Source organism: Myxococcales bacterium (assembly GCA_016712525.1).
Taxonomy (GTDB): domain Bacteria; phylum Myxococcota_A; class Polyangia; order Polyangiales; family Polyangiaceae; genus JAAFHV01.
On record JADJQX010000006.1, the window covers coordinates 1,016,341 to 1,035,184 of the forward strand.

Genomic DNA, 18,844 nt, shown 5'->3' on the forward strand with positions numbered 1-18,844 from the left:
CGTGAGCCTTTCGACCCTCGTCGCGTTCGCAGGCTGTGCGAGCGACGAGCTGACCCAAGTGCCCGAGACCGGCGAGGCGTCCCAAGCGCTCGGCTGCGACGAAGGGCCCCCTGCGGTCGGCCTCGCCCTCGAGATCGAGAACGGCGCGGGAGTGCCGCTCAAGGTCAAGAAGGGGCAGCGCTTCTACGTCAACCAGCTCGACATGCGCGCCTTCGTGAACACGACGGTCGACCAAGGGGTCGCCGCGCTCGACACGACGGGGGATTTCGCGAGCCTCGGTTGGCAGGGCAATCAGCTGGTCGATCAGGAGTTCGTCCTCCTCTCGAACCCGGACGGCACGTTCACCCGGCGCCGGTTCTACCGGGGCGCCAAGTGGATGGAGCAAGACAACACCTTCATCGTGCGCCAAGAGACCGCCACCGGCGCTCCCCTCGGCCCGCCCGTCGTGCTCAAGGCCGGCAAGGACGACAAACGTCGCGACTCGGACGACTTCTTCGCGCGCCGCTACGGCGCCATCCAGTGGACGTACGACTGCCCCACGGCGACGAACTGTTCGGGCGCGCACACCTTCCAGGAAGAGGCGCTCGTCGAGCTCCGCTACACCCGGAGCCCCGAGAAGACCTTCACGATGCACCCGGCGGCGGCCCGCCTGCGGGTCGTGTGGTCGCAAAAGCCGAACGCTCCGTACATCGTCCCGGTCACCCAAATCGAGACGCCCACGTACGCCTACGGCTTCAAGATCGACCTCGACGCGCTCACCCCTCCGCGGCCCGACGGAACGTACGCGCCGGGTACCGACATTCGCTGGCGCATCACGCTCCGCGACGGCCAGGGCAACCGCCTCCACCCCGAGGGTAGCCTGCCGACGTACAACGAGGTCGTCTTCGGTGCGAACGAGCCGGGCATCCAGTACTACCGCGCGTTCTTCGACCCCTCCACCACCTACTACCGGCGTAAGCACCGTGAGCGCATGCTCATGAGCCAGATCATCGGGCCTGCGCAAGACATCAAGCCGGTGCGCTCGATCGCCGAGCTCGCCCAGTTCGTCGGCACCGAGGACGTGCAGACCGTGGCGACCTTCGCCCGCGACGACGTCTACGCGCAGTTCCGCCTCTTCCCGACGTCGAGCGACCTCTTCGGTGGTGCGTTCGATCCGATCCACGCCGGCTGGGCGCGCACGCCGCCGGACAACTGGATCTACAACATTCCGGCCGACGCGCGGCCCGGCACCTACCTCGTGACCGTCAAGGGGCGCCGCACCTACATGGGTGAGGACGTCCCGTACTCGAAGACGGTCGAGATCCAGGTCGGGACGGCGGCGCGCACCACGGCGACGCTCTCGACCGGCCCCTGCACGAGCTGCCACTCGGCTGGCGGCGAGCTCTCCAAGGTGCTCCACGCGAACGACAACCGCGCCGCGTGCAACGCCTGCCACGTGCCGCTCGGGTTCGAGCTCGAGGGCCCCATCGCCGTACGCACGCACTTCATCCACTCGCGCTCCGGGCGCTTCGACGCGCCGCTCAACAAGTGCTCGAACTGCCACCTCAACGCGGCAGGCATCCAGCGCACCAGCAAGGCCGCCTGCCTCTCGTGCCACAAGTCGTACCCGCAGAGCCACGTGGCTCAGTTCGGTCCGATCGAGAGCATGTACGTGGGCGGTGGTCGCGAGTCGTTCGACCAATGCACGGGGGCGTGCCACACGACGCACCCGGGGAGCGGTCTGAACTGACACGAGCCCCTCGGGCGATGCCCGATTCATGATCGTGGTGAAGAAGAGCGCAGGGGGGCGCTCTTCTTCCGTTCTTTGTCCCCCTCGAACCGAACCCGGGGAGACTCGTTCGTCTCCCACCTCGTCAAGCCAGGAAAATCGCACATGCCTAGCGTCACCCTGAAATCGGCCAGGACCGAGGAGCGCGACCCGGTCGCCGCTCTCGACAAGCTCGTCGCCCAGCTCGAAGGGGCCGAGCCCAAGCTCATCACGCTCTATGCCCCGCGCTCGTTCGATCACGTGGGGCTCAACAAAGCCGCGCGCGCGAGGTTCCCGAGAGCGCGCCTCGTCGGCGCGAGCACGGCGGGCGAGATCGATCGCGAAGGCATTCACCAGAACAGCGTGCTGCTCGGCGCCGTGAGCGGCGATTTCGAGGTCGGCCTCGGGCTCGGAAAAGACCTCTCGGCCTCGGCGGTCATCGCGGGCGACACTGCCGTGACCACGGCGGCGCGCGAGCTCGGCGCACGCGACGACGCGCTCGGCACGAAGCAGTACGTGGCCCTCATCATCGACGACGGCTTCCGCTACAAGAAAGAAGAGTTTTTGATGGGCGTCATGTCGCGCAACCAGGCGCTCGTGACCGTGGGCGGAGGCGCCGCCGACTACGAGCAGGACCCGGCCAAGCAGTCGGCGCTCGTGCACATCGACGGCGAGGTCGTGACGGACGCCGTGGCGACCGTGCTCTTCAAGACCGACGCGCCGTGGGCCGCGTTCCGCGCGCACTGGTACCACCCCACGGGCCGGACGCTCCGCCTCACGAAGGTCGACGTGCTCACGAACCGGGCGATCGAGATCGACGGAAAACCCGCGGCCGAGCGCTACGCCGAGATCCTCGGGGGCACCGTCGACGATCTCGAGTTCGGTAAGCCCAAGGGGTTCGGCGTCATGCCGACGGCGCTCAAGGTCGGCCGCGAGTACTTCATCCGCGCGCCGTGGAAGCCCTTGCCCGACGGCTCGATCCTGTTCGCCAACATGCTCGAGGAGGGCGTCGAGCTCGAGCTCGTGCGCATCGGAGACCCGGCGGGAGACACCGAGCGCTTCTTCCAGACGGAGGTGCCGGCGCGCGTCCCGAACCCGTCGGCGGCGTTCCTCTTCCACTGCTCGGGTCGTATTTGGCAAGCCTCGCAGATGGGCGTCATGGAGAGCCTGTCGGCCACGTTCCATAAGGCGCCGCCGTGCGTGGGCTTCAACGTCTACTTCGAGACGTACTGCGGCTTCCACATCAACACCACCTTGACCTCCTTGGTATTCGGAGCCACCTCGTGACCGACACTGCGCTCGAAATCGAGCTGAAAGAAGCTCGAGAGACGATTGACCGGCTGAAGAGGGAGCTCGAATCGAGGGCCATCGTGGCCGCTCGTGCGATGGCCACCTTCCAGCAGCGCGCCCTCTTGATGGAGGTGACACGCCAACAGAACGAAGACCTCGACCGCCTCGCGCACGAGCTCGCCCGCTCGCGAAAGCTCGAGGAGCAACGTGCGCAGGAGATGGAGGCCGCCGCTCGGCTGAAGAGCGAGTTTCTCGCGAACTTCTCGCACGAGATCCGCACGCCCTTGAACGGAATCATGGGCTACTGCGACCTCGTCTTGCGCGAGGAGGGGCAGCGCCTCACGCCGCACGGTCGGCGTGACCTCAACGTCATCAAGGCGAACGCCAAGACGCTGCTCGCCCTCATCAACGACATCCTCGACCTCAGCAAGATCGAGGCAGGGCGCGTCGAGATCGTCCACGAGAACGTGGAGGTCGAGCCGATGCTCGCCGAGTGCACCTCGACCGTGCGCGAGTTCCTGCGAGGGAAGGACGTCGAGCTTCGGACGGTGGTCGGCCGCGGGGCCGAGGTCGCGTTCACCGACTCGCTCAAGCTGAAGCAAGTGCTCTTGAACCTGTGCTCGAACGCGGCCAAGTTCACCGACACGGGCGAGATCGTCGTGACGGCCGAGGCACGCGATCGTGCCCTCGTCATCACCGTCGAGGACACGGGCTCGGGCATCCCGAGCGACCAGCTCCCGCACATCTTCGACAAGTTTCGGCAGGTCGACGGCTCGCCGAGCCGAAAAGTAGGCGGCACGGGCCTCGGGCTCGCGATCGTCAAGGAGGTTACCCAAATCCTCGGCGGCAACGTGAAGGTCACGTCGAGCCTCGGGCGCGGCTCGACCTTCGTCATCACGCTCCCTGGTGTGCTCGGGCACGGCTCGAAGGAGAAGGAGCACGTCATCGTGCAGCGCGCCGACTCGGCGCCCCCGGAGCTCAAGGCCTCGGTGCTCGTCATCGACGACGACCCGATGATTCACCAGCTCTTGCGAGGTCACCTCGAGGAGGCGGGGCTCGAGGTGCTCTCGGCGTCGGACGGCGTCGAGGGAGTGTCCATGGCGAAGGATCAGCGTCCTTCGATCATCCTGCTCGACCTGCACCTCCCGAAGCTCGACGGCTGGGGCGTGCTCGCGCGCCTCAAGGCCGATCCGGTCACGTCGGGTATTCCGGTGGTCATCCTGTCGGTCGAGGAGCAGCGCGCGCGTGGCTTCTCGTTCGGCGCATGCGACTACCTCGTCAAGCCGGTGGAGCCCGAGGTGCTCGTGTCGGTCGTCAAGAAGTCGGTGCGTCCCGAGGCCGGCGACGTGCTCGTGGTCGACGACGACGCCTCCATGCGCGAGCTCGTGTCGCGGAGCCTTCGCCGCGTGGGCTTCACCACGGTCGAGGCCGCGAACGGCGAAGAGGCGCTCCTCCGGGCACGTGTCGTGAAACCTGCGATGGTCATCCTCGACCTGCTCATGCCGGGCATCGACGGGTTCGAGGTGCTGCGCACGCTGAGGAGCGAGGGCAGCGACGTGCCCATCCTCGTGCTCACGGGCAAGACGCTCTCGGACGGCGAGGCGCAGAGCCTGAAAGAGGGCCTCGCGCACGTGGTCGCCAAGGGAGGCGTGGCGCTCGACGAGCTCGTGCGGCAGGCGAAGGACCTCGTGGCGGCGCGGCGCTCGATCGAGAAGATTCTGCCTCGGATCCTCTACGTAGAGGACAACCCGCAGAACCGCGACATCATGCGCCGCTACCTCTCGAAGGACTTCGAGCTGCTCGAGGCCGAGGACGGTGAAGCGGGGGTGGAGCGCGCGGTGCGGGACATCCCGGACCTCGTGCTCATGGACCTGTCGCTGCCGCGGATCGACGGGTGGGAGGCCACTCGGCGCATCAAGGCCACCCCAGCCGTGGCTCACGTGCCGGTCGTTGCGGTGACGGCGCACTCGGGCCCCGAGGAGCGCGCGCGTGCCAAAGAGGCAGGGTGCATCGAGTACGTGACGAAGCCCGTCGATCGTGATTCGCTGGTCTCGTTGATTCGGCGTCTTCTTCCCCAAGGGCGTACGCGGTGAATCCTCTCTCGGTCCTCTTCGTCGACGACGATCCCATGCAAGTCGAGCTCCTCGGCCGCGCTCTCGCCTACGAAGAGGTCGAGGTTCGAGGAGTTCCTTCGCTGTCGGAGGTGGGCATCGCGCTCGCCCAAGGCCGGGTCGACTTCGTGCTCCTCGACGCGAGCGTGCTCGGCGCCGATCCCCGATCTTCGGTGATGGTCGTCCGAGCGCTCTCCGGAGGGCCGACGAAGATCCTCCTCTTGTCTGCGGCGGACGAGGGCAAGCTGCGTCGTATGGCGATCGAATGCGGAGTCGACGGGTGGCTTTCGAAGAGCCTGCCCGTGCCCGACATGGCCAAGCAGCTGCGCGCGATCGCCGAAAAGGCCACCTAAGGGAGGCGGAGCCGGCGAGGTCGAGGCCCGCCGGCTCCGGAGCCCCGCGGCGCGCCCGAGGCTTTCGGCAGGCCGCGGGGTGCGCTAGAGGTCGCCTCGTGAAGACGAAGCTCAAGGTCGGCGTGTTGGGTGCGACGGGCATGGTCGGTCAGCGCTTCGTGGCGCTGCTCGCCGAGCATCCGTGGTTCGAGGTGACGGTCGTGGCGGCCAGCCCGAAGTCGGCCGGGCGCGCGTACGAAGAGGCCGTCGCGGGGAGGTGGGCCCTCGGCTCTCCCACGCCCGAGGCGACGAAGAAGCTCGTCGTGAAGGACGCGGGTGACGTGTCGGGCATCGCGGGCGAGGTCGATCTCGTCTTCTCTGCCACCGACATGACGAAAGAGGAGACCTTGGCCCTCGAGGACGCCTACGCGGCCGCCGAGACCCCGGTCGTCTCGAACAACTCGGCGCACAGGGCGACGCCCGACGTGCCCATGATGATCCCCGAGGTGAACGGGGCGCACGCGGCGGTCATCGAAGCTCAGCGAAAGCGTCGCGGGACGACGCGTGGCTTCGTGGCGGTGAAGCCGAACTGCTCGCTCCAGAGCTACGTGCCCGCGCTCGCGCCGCTCATGGGCTACCGCCCGAGCCGCATCGCCGTCGCCACCTACCAAGCGATCTCGGGCGCCGGGAAGACCTTCGAGACGTGGCCCGAGATGGTCGACAACCTCATCCCGTACATCAAAGGCGAAGAAGAGAAGAGCGAGCGCGAGCCCCTCAAGATCTTCGGCTCGCTCGAGGGAGGTCGCATCGTCGACGCGTCGCGCCCGGTGATCTCCGCCCAGTGCATCCGCGTGCCCGCGTCGGACGGGCACATGGCCGCCGTGTTCGCTTCGTTCGACGAAAAACCGAGTGAAAACGACATTTTGGCGGCCTGGAAGGGGTTCGTCGGGCGCCCCGTCGAGCTCGGTCTGCCGAGCGCGCCGAGCCCGTTCCTCACCTACTTTGAGGATCCCTCGCGGCCGCAGACGAAGCTCGATCGTGACATCGGGAACGGGATGGGCGTCGCCATCGGGCGTCTGCGCCCGGACTCGCTCTTCGACTATCGCTTCGTCTGCCTCTCGCACAACACCGTGCGTGGCGCGGCGGGCGGCGCGGTGCTCACCGCAGAGCTGCTCGTGGCCGAGGGGTACATCGCCGCGCGCTGAGCAACGCTCCGCCAGAGCATCAGGCCCGACGTGCGCCGAGCCGGGCGACGATCGCGACGAGCTCGGCCTGGCTCATGTCGACGTGCTCGAGCACACGCCCGTAGAGCATGGGGAGCGGCAGCGACGCGCCCGCACGTTCGCCTTCGAGGCGCGAGAGCACCGTGAGCACGACACGCTCCTTGCGGGTGAGGCCGTCGCGCACGTCGGGGAGATCGCTCACACGACGAGCGTACACGCGCCAGGTGTGCATCGGACCGCCGTTCTGCTTCGATGGAGGCATGAGAGGCACGATGCTCACGCTCGCGCTCGCGGCCGCCGCCTGTACGCCCAAGACGCACGCGGGCACGGAGGACGTGACGCTGCCTATGTCGACCTCCACGCTGCCCGCGCCGAAGGTCGGTGATCCCAACGTGCGCATCGTCTCGTACGGCCCGCGTCGTGGCCTGCTCGTCGACGGGGCCGTCGTGGTCGGCCCAGCGTCGCCCCTCGGCGGGGCACCTCCGGGGGGGCTCCTCGTCCCGGAGCTCGTGTCGGCGATGGGCACCGGGACCCCGAGCTCGCGGCGCGTCGTGCTCGCGGTGGACGCGAACATGCCGTACGAGGTGGTCGCGCGGCTCGTCTACACGGTGGGGCAAATCGGTGTAGATTCCATGGAATTCTTGGTGCGCGGCGCGGACGGCGCGCGGGTGCTCGCCCTGTCGATGCCGCGGTCGGGGGAGCGTGTATGTGTCGCGCAGATGGTGGACGACGCGGCTCCCGCGCTTCGTGCGGCGCTCGGGGTGGATGCGGACGGTGGCTCTCGGCGTGACGCGTCTCGTGGCGATGCGGGGGCCGCGCTCGGCGAGCCTGCTCTTCGTGTCGGTGCGCTCGATCCGTCGAGCGAGGCGCTCTGCCTCACCGTGCACGTCTCGTCGCGTGGGGTGCGGGTCGCCTCGGCCGGGCGAGCGCTCACGGCGACGTGTGACGGTGCGAGCAGCTCCGAGGCCCCTCCGTTCTCGACCGCACGCGATCCGAGGCTGCGTGCGTGCATGGCTCGCCTGGCGTCTCACCCTGCCGCCTCCGAGGGGAGGGTGACGGTGGCCGCGGACCGCGACGTGCCCCTCAAGGATCTCGTGGCCGCGCTGGACGCCGTTCGGGTCGACGGAATGGCCGAGCCGGCGCTGGGGATGGCTCGATGATCCACCCGGCCCGCGTTAGAAAGTTTCGTTCGGAACGGTACTTCTGCGCGGGAAAAACCGGCATGCTAGCCCTTCGTCGTGATGGCTCGTCCGACGTCGTCCGTGCCGCGCATCGTCGTCTTCGCCCTCGGGGCCGTGGGCCTCGTGACGGTCTCCGTGGTCGCGTACGCCGTGCGCGGGGGAGAGCGCGACGCGAGCGCCACGACGCCGTCCGGCTCGGGTGAGCCCGCGCACCTCGTGGCGTCGATCTCCGAGGGCCCGAGGGTCGCGCCGCAGGGGGTCGCCACGTCGACGGTCTCGCCTCCGGTGGTCGCCGCAGCGCCCGCCCTCCAGGGCGACCCTGCGACCGCGGTGACGGCGGCGCTCCGCGGAGAGGACGACGTCGCGAAGATCGCCGCGGTCCAGGCGGCCGTGGATCGAGGCGCCGTGAAGGCGCTCCCCGCGCTCCTCGCGACCGACCTCGCGCGCGAGCCCGAGGCAGCTCCCACCATCATTCATGGTGTCGCCAAGCTCGCGAAGGAGGCCGCGCCGAACGAACGCGCCGAGGCCACCAAGACGCTGGCCAAGTGGCTCTCCGAGGAGACGAAGCGCCACGAGCCCGACGCCGAGGGCAACGTCCCGAACCTCGTCGAGGCGCTCTCTTCCGTCGGGGGGCCCGAGGCCCGCGCCGCGCTCGCCGAGACGCTCCGCGACGGCAAGGTCGATCTCTCGGTGCAGACGCTCATCGCGCAGGAGCTCGGAAAGAGCGCCGATCCGGCCCAAATCGCAGCGGCCCGCGCGTTCCTCGCCCGCGTCGCCGCGATGCCGCAAGCCGATGGCATCGACGAAGAGCTCCGAAAAGAGGCCATCGAGGCCGCGAACCAAGCCATCCGATCCATGGACCCCGGAGGAACGAAATGAAAGCCGTCGTCGTCGCTCTGACCGTTTGCGCGTTGGCCGTGGTGGGCTGCTCCGCCGAGATCGAAGACCCCGAGGAGACGGCGGACGAGTCCGGTGAGGCCCTCTCGGCACCTACGTGCGCGCCCTCGATCGCGTCCGGCGCCGTCCCCTCGAAGCACCGCGCCATGCTCGACACGATCGCCTTCACCGAGGGCACCGCCGGCTCGTGTGGTCAAGACGGCTACAACACCGGATTTGCGTTCAACTGCTTCGCGAGCTGCAACCGCCACCCGTCGAAGGTGTGGCGGGCGAGCGGATACTCGTCGAGCGCGGCGGGGCGTTACCAGTTTTTGACGTCGACCTGGAACGGGCTCGGGTATTCGTCGTTCAGCCCGAAGAACCAAGATCTCGGCGCGATGAAGCTCGTCGCGCGCCGCGGCGTCACGCTCCCTACGAGCCGCGCGCTCACGGCGACCGAGTTCACGAACGCCATGAAGAAGCTCTCGTACGAGTGGGCGAGCCTCCCGTACTCGCCTTACGGTCAGCCGCGAAAGAGCCTGTCGGCGACTCGCGCGAAGTACTGCTCCAAGGCGGGCTGCTAAATCAGCTGTCATGATCTTCGATCGAGACCGTTGAGTTCGCCTGACCTGCCATAGGAGGACGCTGTCCTCCGCCCCACTGGAGCTCCCCGACGGGGGACGGGAGTAGATCAACGGGCTGCTATGGGGCGAAAACGAAGAGGCCGGCCTCCACGAGGGAGCCGGCCTCTTTTCATGGGGCTTTTGGGTCTCGGTCTACTTGGTCGACGGGAACGAGAAGATCGCGCCTTCGCGGACCCCGGCCGAGGGCCAGCGCTGCGTGATGGTCTTGCGCTTCGTGTAGAAGCGCACCGCGTCGGGGCCGTAGCCGTGGAGATCGCCGAAGAGCGAGCGCTTCCATCCGCCGAACGAGTGGTACGCGACCGGGACGGGTAGGGGCACGTTCACGCCGACCATGCCCACGAGGATGTGGTCGGTGAAGTGCCGGGCGGCCTCGCCGTCGCGGGTGAAGATGCACGTGCCGTTGCCGTACTCGTGGGCGTTGATGAGGTCCATGGCCTCCTTCAGCGTCTTCACGCGGACGACCCCGAGCACGGGCCCGAAGATCTCTTCTTGGTAGGTGACCATGCCGGGCTTCACGTGGTCGAAGAGGCACGCGCCGAGGAAATAGCCGTTCTCGTGGCCGGGAACCTTCACGCCGCGGCCGTCCACGACGAGCTTCGCCCCCTCCTTCACGCCCTGGTCGACATATCCCTTCACCTTCTCGAAGTGGGCCTTCGTGACGAGCGGGCCCATGTCGTTCGAGCCGTCGGTGCCGGGGCCGACCTTCATCTTGGCGATCTCGGCCTTGAGGCCCGCGACGATGGCGTCGGCCGTCTCGTCGCCGACCGCCACCACGATCGGGATCGCCATGCAGCGCTCGCCGCAAGACCCGTACGCCGCGCCCATGAGCGCGCTGACCGCGTTCGGGATGTCGGCGTCGGGCATGACCACGGCGTGGTTCTTGGCGCCGCCGAGGGCTTGGACACGCTTGCCGTTCGCGCAGCCGCGTGAGTAGATGTATTCTGCAATCGGTGTCGAGCCGACGAACGACAGCGCCTGCACCCTCGGGTCGTCGAGCAGGGCGTCGACGGCCTCCTTGTCGCCGTTGACCACGTTGAGCACGCCCGGCGGCAGACCCGCCTCGAGGGCGAGCTCCGAGACCATCATGGCGCTCGAGGGATCACGCTCGGAGGGCTTGAGCACGAAGGTGTTTCCGCAGGCGACGGCCATGGGCCACATCCACAGGGGCACCATGACGGGGAAGTTGAACGGCGTGATGCCGGCCGTGACGCCGAGGGCCTGGAACTCGCTCCACGAGTCGATGCCGGGGCCGACGTTTCGGCTGTGCTCGCCCTTCAAGAGCTCGGTGACGTACGAGGCGTACTCGACGTTCTCGATGCCGCGCTGGAGCTCTCCCATCGCGTCGGGCGCGACCTTTCCGTGCTCGGCGGTGAGGGCCGCGCAGATCTTCTCGGCGTTGGCCTCGAGCAGGACCTTGAGCTTGCTCATGACCCGCGCGCGCTTGAGGGGCGGGGTGTTGCGCCACTCGGGGTAGGCCTTTTCGGCGGACGCGATGGCCGACTTCACGGTCTCGGTGTCGGCCAAGAGGACCTTGGCCTCGGCCGTGCCTTTGGCAGGGTTGAAGACCTCCTGAGAGCGCCCTTCGCGCGTGACTTTCTTGCCGTCGATGAGGTGACCAATGGTGGGGAGGTTCGACATGGTGGGGGCTCTCTCGGTGAGGGAAAGAGCGCCAGTTTTCCACATGTTGCGGGCGGTGTCGAAGCGGACGATGCCCGCGCGAACGACGCACCACGTCGAGACCCCCTCGGCGCCCGCGGGGCTCGTGTCGCCGCGGTGAAGGCCGCTCATTCGGCCATGGCGAGGTCGTCGGTCGGCTCCGATGCCGCGGGTCGTACGGCGGTCAGGACGAGCCGCCTGCTCGAAACGGTCGCGACGTGTGTCCACGGGAGCACCTCGGCGCCCCCGAGCGCCGCAGTCGGTGGCCCGACCGGCGCGAGGCGAACGCGCCCGCCGCACGCGCGGACCGGGACGAGCTGCACCTGCTTTTCGAGCTGCGTGACCCGGAGCGGACCGCCCTGCTCGCCCGAGAGGAGCACGAGCCCCGCGAGCCAGCCCCCTTCGTCGGAGCTGCACGAGAGCGCCGCCACGACGTCGTCGAGGCCCGCACCGGTGCGCGAGACGAGCGCGGCGCGGTCGACGCCACAGTACGCTTGGGACCCGAACACCGCGGCGTAGGAGCGCCGAACGGCCTCGGTGGCGCGGCGGAAGACCTCCTCCTCGTTTTCGTTCGCGGCGACGTCGCACGGCTCGTGCGCGCCGCGAGGACCGACGCCCCGTACGCCGTGCTACGCACCGCGCTCCGCGGGACGTGATGGAGGTGCGGGACATCGGCCGTGAGCATGACCGCCCCGAGCATGGCCCCGACGAGGCCTGCCCCTGCGGCGAAGGGCGCTGCGCCATGGGCGCGCTCGAGCCACGCACGGCGCTTCGTCATCCGCCCTTCGACCCCGCGGAAACGCGGAGCTTGGGTCTCGCGCTCAGCCCGGCGGGACGGGGGGAGGTGTGCCAGGACCTCCGGGGCTCCCTCCGCCCGAGCCTCCGTCGGGGCCAGGGGGCGCTCCGGCGTCGCGGGGAGGTGTGGTCGGGGTGGGCGGAGTGGTTGGGGTGGGCGGAGTGGTCGGGGTGGGCGGAGTGGTCGGGGTGGGCGTGGTCCCGGAGGGCGTCGGCCCCGGAGGATCCCCGGGCGCGCCTCCGGACGGGGTCGGCGCGGGGGAGCCCGGTGCGCCTCCGGAAGACGAGGCGGCCGGGGTCGCGGCGCCCGTGCACGGGTCGTCCTCGTTCGCGCTCGACGCCGAGCTCGACGCGCTCGCGCCCGATCCGGAGGTCGAGTCCTTGACCTTCCACGTGCAGCCCTTTACGCGCTGGCAGGCGAGCTTCGACGAGCGCGACGTGCACGACGGCGGATACCCGCGGCACCGATCGTCGGAGGGATCGTCGTACTTGCCGATGTCGACCGAGCAACCCTCTTGGGAGCAGCCGAGCCCGCTGAACGAGCCGCACGATTGCGGAGAGCCGAGGCAGGTGCCGTCATCCAAGGCCTGCTGGGTCTTCCCGACGAGCGACGTCGAGGCTCCTGCCGTGGTGGGATCGCTGCACTCCTTGGTTTCGCAGGCGACGAGGGCGATGGCGAGCGAGGCGGCGAAGGCGACGGTGGCGCGGATCATGAGGACCTCCCGCCACGCGTTGTAGGCCGGAGGTGGACACGAGGCATGTCACCCCCACGGATGACGGCTGCCCGGGAGCCCGCTCGGCAAAATCTGCGGTCTGCTGCGGGCGCCGACGCACCCCTCGCCGCCGAGGTCGTCGGCCCCTCACGTCCACACGATACGCTCGACCCCGGTGTGGAACGCGAGCCTTATGGCGAGTCGCGCGCCCGAGCTCGACACGGGGTTCGCGGCGAGGTCCGTCACGCGCTCGCCGAAGATCGTGTCACCGAGCCCCACGAGGCGAGCACCCCCGACGTACACCCCGAGCGTCTCGTCGGCCCGCGCGCCGAGCACGACGTACCCCGAGGGGCCGCCATGAAGGATCCCTCGGACAGAAGTGAAGAGACGTGCCTCGAAGACCCTGGACGGCGCCATGCCAGCGCCGAGGTGCAGCGCCGATGTTGCCCCGTCGTCGAACGTGGCCGCCACGAGCACGTCGCCCTCCCCGCGCGCGCTCGGGAAATTCCCGAGCGAACGCACGCCGCCCTCTCCTTCACGCACGAGCGTCGTGGTCGGGTGGCCCTCGCGGCACACGAGGACGATCCCTCTCCCCGCGCCGTCGTCCGCGCGAACCACGACGGCGCCGTCGTCGGTCACGACCGGGAGCCCACGAAACGCCGAGAGGTGCTCGCCGGTTCGAGCGAGACAAGCGACATGACCGCCCCTCGCGACGAGGACCGCGTCGTCTCCGGAGGCGAGCCTCGCGCGGAAGGCTACGTCGCCGAGTGCGTTTACGGTGGGACCGAGGGGGCCTACGGCGAAGAGCGCGTCGTCGGGCCACGAGAGCCGTGTCAACGAGCCACCGCGAGTGAGCACGTAGGCACCCACGCCGCCGTCCGCCGTCGCGGCGTAAAACGCGAGAGTCTCGCCGTCGTCCGAGAGGTCCGGGTGGCTCACGATCGTGGCCAAGCCGAGGTCACTTGCGCGCACGCGCTCTCGGAGCTCGCCGCCTCGCGCCTCGACGACGAGGCTCGCGCCGCACGACGCGGTCGCCTGAAACACCACGTCTCCGCGCGCCGTCGCTGCGGGAACGTAGGGGCCGAACGTCGCCAACCGCGAGCCCGTGCGCGCGCCCTCGGCGAGGTTCACTGTGGGCACGCCGACAGTCCGCGGACGAAGCCTTCGAGGACTCTCGCGCCGGCCTCGTCGACCTTCCGTGAGCCGAGCGGTGGCATGCGGCTCGACGTCGTGGAGCGCATGCGTCGTACGAGGAGAGAGCTCGGTGGATCTCCGGGCGCGACGAGCTTCGCGCCCGCGATCCCGAGATCGCTCCCTGTCGGTGTGATCCCGCAGGTCTTCGTGGCCGCCAGAGAGGTCGTGTAGCGAAGGTCCATGGCGACTGGGGAGCCGCCGCCTGGCCTGTGGCAGTGCGAGCAGTTGGCGTGCAGGTAGGCGCGCGCTCGCGCCTCGATCGGGGCCGTGCCGTCGGGCGAGGGGAGGCTCGGCCATGTCGCCGCGGGCCCGACCGGGGTCGTGAAGAGCCCGAGGTGGCTCATCGTGGCGATCGGGTTCGCGATGCGGTTCGTGCGTGTGTAGAGCGCGTCGACGTTGAGCTGCGCGAGCTCGAGGCCGAGGCTGCGACCGGCGGCGGCGGTGTGGCACCGGAAGCAGTCGCCTCGCGAGGGGAACGTCCACGGGACCCCGCGAAACGTCGAGGTGCGGCCGTTCGCGCCGACGAGGGTCGCGTCGCGCTCGTCCTCGTCCCAGGCGTACGAGTAGCCACCCCACTCGCCGTCGTCGTGGCGGACGAAGAGGCGCGTCTCGACGAGGCGACCGCCGATCCGGAAATGCTTCGCCAAGACCGAGCGGGGCGGAAAGTCGAGATCGCCGTCGGGCTTCACGTCGATGGTCGTCCCGTCGGGGATCGCGAAGAACCGCTCCTTCGTCGCGTCGTCGGACCAGAACGGCGCGGCGACGTCGTACGGGATCATCGCCTCGACGGGCGTTCGGGGGCTCGTCGCCGAGAAGCACCCCGTCTTCGAGAGCTTGTCGGGGAAGAGGCTCGGCGCGACGGGATCCTCGGACGCGTCCTCGATGCGGTACACTCCCCCGAGCAGCGAGACGGCGTAGAGCTCGTGGTCGTCACCCTCGGCGATGTCGTCGATCAGGTAGGTCGTGCCGAGCTCGGCCTGCAGCGTGGACACCGGGGCCCCCGTGCGCGGATCGGCGCCGAGCGTGAAGAGCTTGGTCGTCGAGAAATCCCAGTAGACGAGCTCTCCCTTGTGGCTCGGCATGGCGTCGCCGCGGTAGACGGGGCCGGCCATGATGGCAAACACCTTGTCGTTCGTGTGGTCGTGCTCGATGACCGGGTCGATGAGGCCGGCCGTCTTGCACCCTTGGACCTCGGGCGGGTAGCAGTTTGCGCCCTCACGCTCCGCGAACCCGTAGTTTCCGCCGGCCACGGCGAGGTCGAGCTCCTCGATGGCGCCTTCGCCCACGTCGGCGACCCACACGTTGCCGTTCGCCGGATCGATCGAGAAGCGGAACGGGTTCCTGAAACCGTACGCGAACGTCGAGGGCTCCCCTCCGCCGGACTTGAACGGGTTGGTATCGGGGATGGCGTAGGGAGAGGCGCTGTCCACGTCGATGCGGACGAGCTTCGACTGGACGCGGGTCGTCTTCTGGCCGTTCGTCGGATCGCTGTCGTCCCCGAAGGAGGCGTAGAGGTAGCCATCGGTGCCGAAATGCAGGTCGCCGGCGACGTGGTGATCCGTGGAGAAGCCGAACGGTCCGTAGATCGTCGTGGCCTCGCCGAAGCTCGAGCCCCCGTCGGTGCTGCGCATGCGGACGATGACGGCCTCGGCGACGAGCGGCGCGGGCGCCGGGCGAAAATAGAGAAAGTACACGTACCCGTTCTGCGCGAAGCGCGGATGAAACGCGAAGCCGAACATCCCGAGCTCACCGACCGTGGTGACCGGGTCGGGCATGGTCGCGACCACGCGCTTCGTGGGCGCGCCGCTCGTGGGGATCGAGACGAGCTTCCCGGCGCGCTCGATGAAGAACATGCGTCCGCGATCACCCGGGAGCTGCGCCATTCCGGTGGGCTCGTCGAGGCCCGCGCCGACGAAGACCTCGGTCAGCTTGAAGCCGCGGCGCGGGGGAGGCGGCCTCGGTGGCGCGAGGCACGTCGGGTTCGCGGGGCGGGTGTCGATCCCGGTCTTCGCGCGCACGGGGGCGCCGTCGTCGCGAGGGGTGGCGTCCGTCACGGGAGGAGGCGGTGGGGCGGCGGCCTCGGGAGCTCGTGCGTCCGCGAGCGGCGGGCCTTCGGGGAGAGTGTCCTCGCCGCACGCGGCGAAGGCCGCGACGGCCGTGAGGACGACCCCGACCGCCATGGGACGCTTCGCGGCGCTCTTCATCCCTCGAGGATCCCACTCCTCGGGCCGTCGGGGAAGGGGCGCGTCCGGCCGAGCTCAGATGCCCTTCGCGGCCGCGAACACGATCCAACCGAACACGAGCAGGAAGAAGTAGCCGAGGCCCACGAGCACGACGTTCCTCGAGCGACGGTACGGCGCATCGATCCGCAGGAGCAGGAGGGTGAGGCCTATCACGCCGACCGGCGGAGCCCCGCGTTGCCGCCCGAGGAGCCGCACGAGGTGCTCTAGGACCACGAAGAACGGGAGAAAGAGGACGACCTCGATCGCCGAGACGACGAGCGTCGGTGCGAGGCCGAGCCACGTGCCCCCGAGCGCCTTCGTGTGTACGGCCTGCACCGCTGGGTCGAGGTTCACGCCGAGCACGACGGCGAGCAGCACCGACGCGACGACGCGGCCGAGCGTACGTGGGCTCGGCGGGACGCGGGGTGGGGTGTCGCGCTCGATGCGACGCACGTCACGATGGGCGAGCGCGGCGAAGAGCGCGAAGAACACGAAGAAGCCCCCAAGGAAGAGCGGAGCACGACGACGGTTGCTCGCGGCCTCGGCAGCGGCGACCTCACCGTCCTTTCCGGGGCGCGAGAACGAGGGATCCTCCGGGAGCACACGCACGGGGAACGTCGCGCCGGGAGGAAAAGGCGCCTTGGCGTACAGGGTACTCGAGGTGTGGACGCCGCCGAGGTAGGTGTAGGCGTAGGTGGTGGCGTTGTCCGGTTGGACGCGGGTGGCGGTCGCCTCGGCGCGCACGCCGTGGTCGACGAGGGCGTCGAGCCGGTGGATTTGCCGCACGAAGAGCGCTCCGAGCATCGCGGGGAGCACGACGGCGAGTGTGGCCATGATCGCGCGCACCCTCGCAGCGGACGTGCGCTTCCTCTGCCGCTCGAGCGCGGCGGCTGGATCCGGGGCCCGCTCGCCGGGAGAGCGGTACGGGGTGGTCATGTCGGGGGGAGACACGGCGAGGCTCGATGTCGCACACATTCGTGCGGGTGTCTCCGCGACTCGACCCGTTTCGCCGCCGGCCTTGCCGAGGAAGGCCGTTGCGCTAGCGTCCACGGCCATGGGCTACGTCGATCGCGCCACCTTGATTGTCCTCGCCGAGACGGCCGAGATCGGCCTGCCCGAAGCGACGAACGTGCCCGCGCAGGCGTTCGATCCGCTCCTTCGTGGGAGGATCCGCGCGCGCGCCGCGGAGGCCGTGGCGAAGGCCGAGGCCCGAACGCGTGTGCGGGAAGGGGAGCACGTCCTCAGGGTCGCGTTCTTGCTCACGCACCCCTCCGGGCTCGAGGGGATCGACGCGGACGACGTCGGCGCCGTGACCGCGTCGTTCGACGCGCGGGTCGTCGCGATCGCGCCCTACCTCGAAAAAAGCCGGGCTCGCCGCGTGACGGCGTACCGTGAAGCGGCACACGATCGCACCCCCGAAGCGCCCCTTGCCGCGCCTCCGCCGCGCCCGCGAAGAGGGTGGCCCGTCACCACGGCGCTCGGCGTCGGACTCACGACCTTCGCGCTCGGCGCCGCGGCCGTGCTCGTCGGTCCGTCGCTCTTCCCGGGAAAGGTCGAGCGGTTTCGTCGCACCGCGTTCGGCGCGGCCCTGCGCGATCCGCTCACCGAGGTGGTCGCGGCCAACGGCGCGAAGAGCCCGTCTCGCGAGAAGCTCACCGCACCCAAGGTCGAACGCCAGATCGGTCCTGCTGCGCACGCTCGGCTCGACGATCTCCTCTCGAGCCTCGGGCCAGCGTCGCGGTCGACCGAGCCCGTCGACGTGGCCATGGCGGCCGTGTTCGCGAACGTGAACGCCGTGGACGCGGCCCTCGTGACGGCCAAGGTCCCCGCGCATCTTCACGCCTACGCGCGTGGGCCCGTGGGGGAGCGCTCGGTGTGGCTCACGGCGTACTACGTCGAGCGCCGGAGCACGGTCACGATCGACGGCGACGCTTCGCCCACGGTGTGGGGGCGCAGGCTCGACACGTTGAACCTCGCCGACGTCGGCGTCACCAAGGCGAACGCCGAAGACACGACGCTCGTCAGCTTGGACGTGCTCGAGGCGACGTTCGTCGACGCGTGGCTCCCGTCGCTCATGCAGGAATTCTCCGAGCCGGAGGCCGATCCGTCCCCTCGGATGCACCTCCGCGCGCACGCGGAGCGGCAGGCCGCTCGTGAGCTCCGCGACACGACCCACGTCACGATCGCCGACGCCCGCGCGCTCTCGGAGGCCATCGCGCGTCGCAACGCCGCGCTCGAGCGAGCCGGGCGAAAACCCGAGGGACGCATCCACCTCGGGCCCGATCAACGCGCCGCGCTCGAGGCCCTCGGAGGCTCACGCGCCTCGGAGGCGCTCTCGCAAGACGCGCACATCGACGGGGTGCGCGAGAAGGTGGACCCGGCGATCGCCGAGCTCGTCACGCTCGTCGAAGAGGGTTTCCTCGTCCGTGTGCGCGACGAGAAGCGCCTCGCCACGAGCTCGTTCCCCAAGCTCGGCGTGGCCGATGGAACGCCGTGGACCCGCGCCCGCGCCGCCGCGGATCTCGGCCTCGTGGCCCGGGCGCGTTGCCCGCACGTGGCGCTCTACCTGCTCGCCGACAAGGTGCTCTCGCCCACCTCGGGCGCCGACCGGATCGCGGCCGAGGTCGCTCTCGGGCTCATCGTGCGGGCGCTCGGAGGCGCGCTCCCCGAGGGGACCTTCACCGAGAACCAGCTCTTCTCGGCGCTCGACGGCGTGCTCGCGCAGAGCGGCGACCGGGTGCGTTCCGCCGCGCGGCAGGTCTACGAGACCGTGCTCGTCGACAAGGTGCCGAGCGTCGTGCGCACGCCGCGGTGACGTAGCGCCGAAGGGCCTTTGTTTCCCTGCGCCGAGGTAGACTGC

The 18,844-nt window shown here is 69.6% G+C and carries 16 protein-coding genes; 9 read left to right on the forward strand and 7 right to left on the reverse strand.

Translation table 11 applies throughout. From position 1 onward, the window contains the following. The first annotated feature begins 1 nt into the window (after window position 1). The 5 genes from IPK71_16265 (at window position 2) to asd (ending at window position 6,685) form a co-directional block, all read left to right on the forward strand. A complete protein-coding gene (locus IPK71_16265; protein ID MBK8215295.1) occupies window positions 2-1,729 on the forward strand; it encodes a cytochrome C in 1,728 nt (575 codons plus the stop codon). A 144-nt stretch (window positions 1,730-1,873) separates the two neighbouring features. Further along, window positions 1,874-3,034, forward strand: a complete 1,161-nt coding sequence (locus IPK71_16270) for an FIST C-terminal domain-containing protein (GenBank protein MBK8215296.1) — start codon at window positions 1,874-1,876, stop codon at window positions 3,032-3,034. A 98-nt stretch (window positions 3,035-3,132) separates the two neighbouring features. Continuing rightward, entirely contained in the window at window positions 3,133-5,130 is a 1,998-nt protein-coding gene (locus IPK71_16275) for a response regulator (GenBank protein MBK8215297.1), read from the forward strand. Next, a complete protein-coding gene (locus tag IPK71_16280) occupies window positions 5,127-5,501 on the forward strand; it encodes a response regulator transcription factor (GenBank protein MBK8215298.1) in 375 nt (124 codons plus the stop codon). The genes IPK71_16275 and IPK71_16280 overlap by 4 nt, the downstream gene beginning before the upstream one ends. Next, window positions 5,414-6,685, forward strand: coding sequence for an aspartate-semialdehyde dehydrogenase (asd, locus tag IPK71_16285; protein MBK8215299.1), 1,272 nt, complete (start codon window positions 5,414-5,416; stop codon window positions 6,683-6,685). Before IPK71_16280 ends, asd begins: the two co-directional genes overlap by 88 nt. Before the next feature lie 19 nt (window positions 6,686-6,704). Here the strand turns inward: asd and IPK71_16290 are convergent, their stop codons facing one another. Continuing rightward, window positions 6,705-6,935 carry a hypothetical protein gene (locus IPK71_16290; GenBank protein MBK8215300.1) on the reverse strand — a complete coding sequence of 77 codons (231 nt, stop codon included), beginning with the start codon at window positions 6,933-6,935 and terminating at the stop codon, window positions 6,705-6,707. Between the two features lie 28 nt (window positions 6,936-6,963). Here IPK71_16290 and IPK71_16295 point away from each other — a divergent pair, with 28 nt between their 5' ends. From IPK71_16295 to IPK71_16305, 3 genes are all read left to right on the forward strand, one after another. Beyond that, entirely contained in the window at window positions 6,964-7,863 is a 900-nt protein-coding gene (locus IPK71_16295; GenBank protein ID MBK8215301.1) for a hypothetical protein, read from the forward strand. 78 nt (window positions 7,864-7,941) lie between these two features. Beyond that, window positions 7,942-8,763 (forward strand): hypothetical protein, encoded by an 822-nt coding sequence (locus tag IPK71_16300; GenBank protein ID MBK8215302.1) that lies wholly within the window; start codon window positions 7,942-7,944, stop codon window positions 8,761-8,763. Next, complete coding sequence (locus tag IPK71_16305) at window positions 8,760-9,344, forward strand: glycoside hydrolase family 104 protein (GenBank protein MBK8215303.1); 585 nt, start codon at window positions 8,760-8,762, stop codon at window positions 9,342-9,344. The genes IPK71_16300 and IPK71_16305 overlap by 4 nt, the downstream gene beginning before the upstream one ends. A gap of 192 nt (window positions 9,345-9,536) precedes the next feature. Here the strand turns inward: IPK71_16305 and IPK71_16310 are convergent, their stop codons facing one another. From IPK71_16310 to IPK71_16335, 6 genes are all read right to left on the reverse strand, one after another. Then, window positions 9,537-11,042, reverse strand: coding sequence for a CoA-acylating methylmalonate-semialdehyde dehydrogenase (locus tag IPK71_16310; GenBank protein MBK8215304.1), 1,506 nt, complete (start codon window positions 11,040-11,042; stop codon window positions 9,537-9,539). A gap of 146 nt (window positions 11,043-11,188) precedes the next feature. Then, on the reverse strand, window positions 11,189-11,569 hold the full coding sequence (locus IPK71_16315; protein ID MBK8215305.1) for a hypothetical protein: 381 nt from the start codon (window positions 11,567-11,569) through the stop codon (window positions 11,189-11,191). Window positions 11,570-11,881: 312 nt separating this feature from the next. Beyond that, window positions 11,882-12,568 (reverse strand): hypothetical protein, encoded by a 687-nt coding sequence (locus tag IPK71_16320; protein ID MBK8215306.1) that lies wholly within the window; start codon window positions 12,566-12,568, stop codon window positions 11,882-11,884. A 147-nt stretch (window positions 12,569-12,715) separates the two neighbouring features. After that, window positions 12,716-13,708 (reverse strand): hypothetical protein, encoded by a 993-nt coding sequence (locus IPK71_16325; GenBank protein MBK8215307.1) that lies wholly within the window; start codon window positions 13,706-13,708, stop codon window positions 12,716-12,718. Beyond that, complete coding sequence (locus IPK71_16330) at window positions 13,696-15,966, reverse strand: PQQ-dependent sugar dehydrogenase (protein MBK8215308.1); 2,271 nt, start codon at window positions 15,964-15,966, stop codon at window positions 13,696-13,698. Before IPK71_16330 ends, IPK71_16325 begins: the two co-directional genes overlap by 13 nt. 54 nt (window positions 15,967-16,020) lie before the next feature. Further along, on the reverse strand, window positions 16,021-16,920 hold the full coding sequence (locus tag IPK71_16335) for a hypothetical protein (protein MBK8215309.1): 900 nt from the start codon (window positions 16,918-16,920) through the stop codon (window positions 16,021-16,023). A 118-nt stretch (window positions 16,921-17,038) separates the two neighbouring features. On the opposite strand from IPK71_16335, the gene IPK71_16340 reads away from it, so the two are divergent. Further along, window positions 17,039-18,799 carry a hypothetical protein gene (locus IPK71_16340; protein ID MBK8215310.1) on the forward strand — a complete coding sequence of 587 codons (1,761 nt, stop codon included), beginning with the start codon at window positions 17,039-17,041 and terminating at the stop codon, window positions 18,797-18,799. Window positions 18,800-18,844 lie beyond the last annotated feature (45 nt).